5 protein-coding genes and 1 pseudogene are annotated in these 4,343 nt (G+C 66.5%); all 6 read right to left on the bottom strand.

What is annotated here, in order from left to right; translation table 11 throughout:
* A partial coding sequence (locus tag IT472_RS09505; RefSeq protein WP_297181226.1) for a formyltransferase family protein occupies window positions 1-544 on the bottom strand: 544 nt, incomplete at its 3' end.
* Complete coding sequence (locus IT472_RS09500) at window positions 535-1,680, bottom strand: GNAT family N-acetyltransferase (protein WP_297181224.1); 1,146 nt, start codon at window positions 1,678-1,680, stop codon at window positions 535-537. The genes IT472_RS09500 and IT472_RS09505, both read right to left, overlap by 10 nt.
* Window positions 1,677-1,865, bottom strand: coding sequence for a hypothetical protein (locus tag IT472_RS09495; protein ID WP_297181222.1), 189 nt, complete (start codon window positions 1,863-1,865; stop codon window positions 1,677-1,679). The genes IT472_RS09500 and IT472_RS09495 overlap by 4 nt, the downstream gene beginning before the upstream one ends.
* 140 nt (window positions 1,866-2,005) lie before the next feature.
* On the bottom strand, window positions 2,006-2,881 hold the full coding sequence (locus IT472_RS09490; protein ID WP_297181220.1) for a hypothetical protein: 876 nt from the start codon (window positions 2,879-2,881) through the stop codon (window positions 2,006-2,008).
* Window positions 2,878-3,735, bottom strand: coding sequence for a hypothetical protein (locus IT472_RS09485; RefSeq protein ID WP_297181218.1), 858 nt, complete (start codon window positions 3,733-3,735; stop codon window positions 2,878-2,880). Before IT472_RS09485 ends, IT472_RS09490 begins: the two co-directional genes overlap by 4 nt.
* A gap of 4 nt (window positions 3,736-3,739) precedes the next feature.
* Window positions 3,740-4,343, bottom strand: a pseudogene (locus IT472_RS09480) (hypothetical protein); the annotation flags it as partial.

The raw sequence follows: 4,343 nt of genomic DNA, 5'->3' as shown, positions 1-4,343 counted from the left end.
GCCTCGCCCTCTCAAACGCCGGCTCCCAAGTCGCCAGCGCCTCGTCCTGAGGCTGCTTGACGATCCGCCCAGCGGACACATCGTCCAGCACCGCGCCTAGCAGGCGCAGGCCCATCGGCCCCAGGTCCCGCCGCCAGAGGGACTCCGGCGTGTCACCGGCCCGCACGTGGCACCAGTCCTGGGCGGCGATTGGCCCGCCGTCTGCGCGGTCGGTCATCCAGTAGACGGTGCCGCCGGCGATCTGGTCTCGCATGTGAAGGGCCCAGCGCACGGCATCTCGGCCGCGGTGTCTGGGTAGCAAGCTCGGGTGGTAGCCGATGGCACCGAGCCTGGCGCGGAGCCGTGCTGGCCTGCTGATGAAGCAGTGCGCATGGGCCGCCAGAATTCGCCCAGGGTCGGCGACCGGTACGCCCGCCTCGACCGCTGCTGCGTGCAGGCGGTCGCCCGCCGGTGCCGCGACGGACGCCACGTCGTGGCCTTTGGCCAGCAGCATTGCCAGCGTCTCTGATCCCAGCCACTTCTGGCCGACCAGCATCACGCGCATGGTCCTGCCCCCCCGAGGTAGCGAAAGCCCTGCACGGCGCGGAAGTGACCGCCGTAGCCGCTTCCGCAGGCGGTCATGCGTCCGCGCGCCGCGGAACGCTGCATCGATGCCTTGCTCCGCTCCCGATTGCCGCCGTACAGACTGCCGCTGACCTGCGTCCAGCGCGGGTCACGCCGAAGCGCGGCGCACAGGCCGGGGTGGCTCGTATGGAACAGGGTCGGGACGCAGATGCCGTGCCGGTTGCCGCCGGTGCGCCAGCGCTCACAGACCGCCTGCAGGAAGCGCAGGCCGATGCCGGCGCCCTGCCATTCCGGCATCACCACCAGCCGGCAGGCGCGGGCTTCAGTCATGCCGGGGCGCGTGCCGACCGCGACGTGGGCGACTCGTTGGCCGTTGACGGTGGCCACGTAATAGGTCGCCGCAATCATCGACGGGAGCTTCAGATAGTGATGCGGCTCAAACGCCGGCCAGTGACGCCGGTCGGTCTCCCACAGCTCGAACGTGATCGGTGGTCGGCGTCGAAGTCGCCTCCCGGCTTGCGCCCGTTCAAACGTCCCGCTGGCAGTATCGAAGATCCAATCCGGCTCGATCCAGTCCAGTACGTCGTAGTGGCAGCTGAGCAAGACCGCCTGCCCGGCGCCGCGTCGCCATGCCTTGGCGAAGGCCATCGCGCCGATTTGCGCGATTTGCCGATCGACAACGCTGCTGAATTCATCGACTACGGCGCGCGCTGGGCGTTCGGCGATCAGGCGGGCGAGGTCTGCCCGGAAGCGCTCGCCGTTGCTGAGGACGTGATGCGGACGTAGCCACGCTGGCACCGAGCCGAGGCCGACCGCAGACAGCGCTGCGGGGACGGTGTCGAACGCGTCGCCAGGGGCGATGGCATCGATGATCGGCGCGTCCTTGGGCCAGCGCGGCTTCCAGATCGCGCGCGGGCCGAAGATGCGGCTGCCGAGGCTGGTCTTGCCGGAGCCTGACGGGCCGACGATAACGCCGATCTGCCAGCCCGTGTCATCGATCGGCAGTTCGGCATCGAGCCGAAAGTTGGCACCGCTGTCGCAGTTGAACAGGGACTTGACGCGCGCCGCGCGGTAGCTGGTGAAGTCGGCGCAGGTGTGGCTGACCTCGATCTTCATACGGTCACCACCTTGAGCTTCCTGAAACCGGCGCGCTGCAGGCGGGCGTAGGCCCGTTCCTGTGCCTGTTCGTTGTCACAGATCACGACGATGCCGAACTGCTGGCGGTAGCGGTACCGGTTCCGCCCCGGGCTCGCCTTGGCCGCGCCCCGTTGCGCGCCCGAATGTTGTCCGATTTTCTCCACGTCTCACCCCATGCGATTGGTATCGCCGAGACTGGCTGCGCTCCCGGGAGCGGCAGGGCCTCGGCCAAGACCACGCGGTGAGAACGCGTGCGTTGCGGCGGCGGCCCGGTGCTTGCAGGCATCGGGCCGCCGCTCTGTTTTCAGCTATCCGGGAACGGTGTCGTGCGCGGCGAGTAGCCGCTCGACACGTCGCGGCACTGGCCCACCACGTAGCGCAACTCGTTCAGGCGACCGGCGAACGCGAGTCCTGAGGCGAAGAAGTTGCCGACGCGGAGCGCCTGTCCGCTCACCGCGCCTGCGTAGTCGCCGAAATCACGTGTAAGGACGAACGTACCGGTCGTTTTCGCGCCGAAGCTCAAAGAAACCGCGAGCGGCGCATACTGATAATCAGCACAGCGGACGCCATCCAACCACGCGCCCCAGTTGCCGCTGGCGTCTCGGCCGAGCGAAAAATCGTGCTGCACACCTCCTGCGCCGGACAGGGTGGCCCCGCCGGGATAATAGAAGCGTACCAGTGATTGATTCGTCCCGCGCTTGCCGTGATAGAATATCAAGTAGTCGCGCTGTGCGGCCACTGACCATTCGTACTCAACGCCCGAATCACCCTTGGTCATCGACAAGATGGTGCAATAATGCCCGCCATCCGTGAGGTTCGCGTCGAGCTTCAGCTTGAAGTCGAATTGGAACGCACCCGCACGCATGTCCAGCTCAGTGCTCGTGGCGGCGGTGTAAGCACAACTCGTCGAGCCATCATAATCCAGCGCCGTGCCGCCGGGCGCATCGGTATCCGTGACGACTTGAATCGTGGTGCCGACCCGAGTGAGCGAGCGCGCATAGCTGCTGGTGTCGGTGATCGCGGTATCGCCATTGCTGCCGCCGGGGTGGATTTGCAGCACCGTGTGCGCGTAGTCCGGATCGCCACCGCTTCCACCCCGATACCCATCCAACACCACATACCCGCGCTGCCGTTGCGGTGGCGTCCAAATCTTTCGACTGGGCAGGATCAATCGGCTCATGACGGCTCGTACTCCACCGTCGCCATCAGCGCTTTCGCGCCGGTGCCGGCGGCATCGATGTCGAACGTGAAGCGGTCGCCTTTGGCGAAGCTAGCCGACGAAATCACCGCTGATGTTCCGGTCAAACTGGTGTTTTCGCTCACATCGATGCTGGGCTGCGTGGTCAGCACGCTGGTGCCGTTTTTGTTGAAGTCGACGGTCACCGCACCGCTGCTACTGACCGTCCCGACGCCGATCCAGACATCGGTGAGCGAGCCAGCCTCGGGTGCGATCCACAACGCCTTGCCGGTGCCGGTGGTCAGCGCCGTGCTCATGTCGGACAGCATGACTTGCGCCTGCTTGACCGTGGCCGATGCCGGCGTCGGCTGCTGCACGGTCAGTTCCAGCGTCTCATCCGCCGTCCAGGTGCCCGCGCCTGCGACGTAGGTCACGCCGATCTTGGTGTAGCCGGTCGCGTCGGTGAGACTGGTCACTTGCCATTTCTGCCAGCAATCGCGCCGCGAGCTGGTGCTGTTGGCTTGCAGATACACGAAGCCGCCGACCTGCACCGTCGCCAGCGGCGTGGCGATGTCACCGGATGCGGTGTCCGCGTCATCGATGTAGAGCACCGTGGCGCTGGCCGGGGTGGCATTGTTCCAGCGCACTTTGCCAGCGCCGGGATCGGCGTCAGTCGTAGCCGACAGGTCGGCCGTCATCGGCTTACGCAGGATCAGCACCGCGCCGCTGGGCACGCTGCGAGTAGCCAGCAGAGGCAGGCCGGCGTTGGCATCGCTGCCGCCGCCTTGAAGGATCGGGATCAGTTCCAGACCGCTGAGCGCGCTGGCCGGTGCCGCCATTTCTGAAATCTTGGGCATGTCATCACTCCATCAAAATTGCGTCGCCGTCTTCGGTCGTGATCGCGTCGCCGCTTTCGGCCAGCAGTGCCGTCCCGGTCGTGAACGGAATTTGCACGCGCTGCCAGCTCTCCACGCCATCGCGCACCGACCACACTTCCACGCGGTTGAGCGTGCGCAGGTCAGCCGCCGGGATCGTGTGCGGCCACGCGGTGATGCCGGTGGTCAGGTGCGTCTGGGTGTCGGTTTCGACATCCACATTGCGCACGCTGTAGGTCGTTCCGGCTTCGGCGGCAATCGTCGCCATCGCCCAATCCACAAGCTGATCGGCTTGCGTGACACGGTTGCGGGCGACCGCGCTGATCACCGCATCGCCGGTCACGGAATCCGGGAAGCTCTCGCTGTTGATCGTCACGCCAGCCGGCGGATACGGCCGGAACTGACGCTGGTCGAACGTCAAATCCATCGCCGTTGCGGCGAGTGGGTCCAACTGCCGGCTGGACGTGTTGGTCAGCAGCTTGGCGTGGACCAGCTCGCCGTCGGTGTATTCCGTCGTGCTGTAGGCGCGGTGGTCGGTGTAGAAGTACAGGCGCGCGCCGGCGGCATGGCGGGCGGGCACGGTGTCGGCG

Origin of the sequence: Thermomonas sp., assembly GCF_020850895.1 — a bacterium.
Lineage (GTDB): Bacteria > Pseudomonadota > Gammaproteobacteria > Xanthomonadales > Xanthomonadaceae > Thermomonas.
The sequence above is the reverse complement of the archived record's forward strand: the minus strand, read 5'-3'. Positions and strand labels throughout refer to the sequence as shown.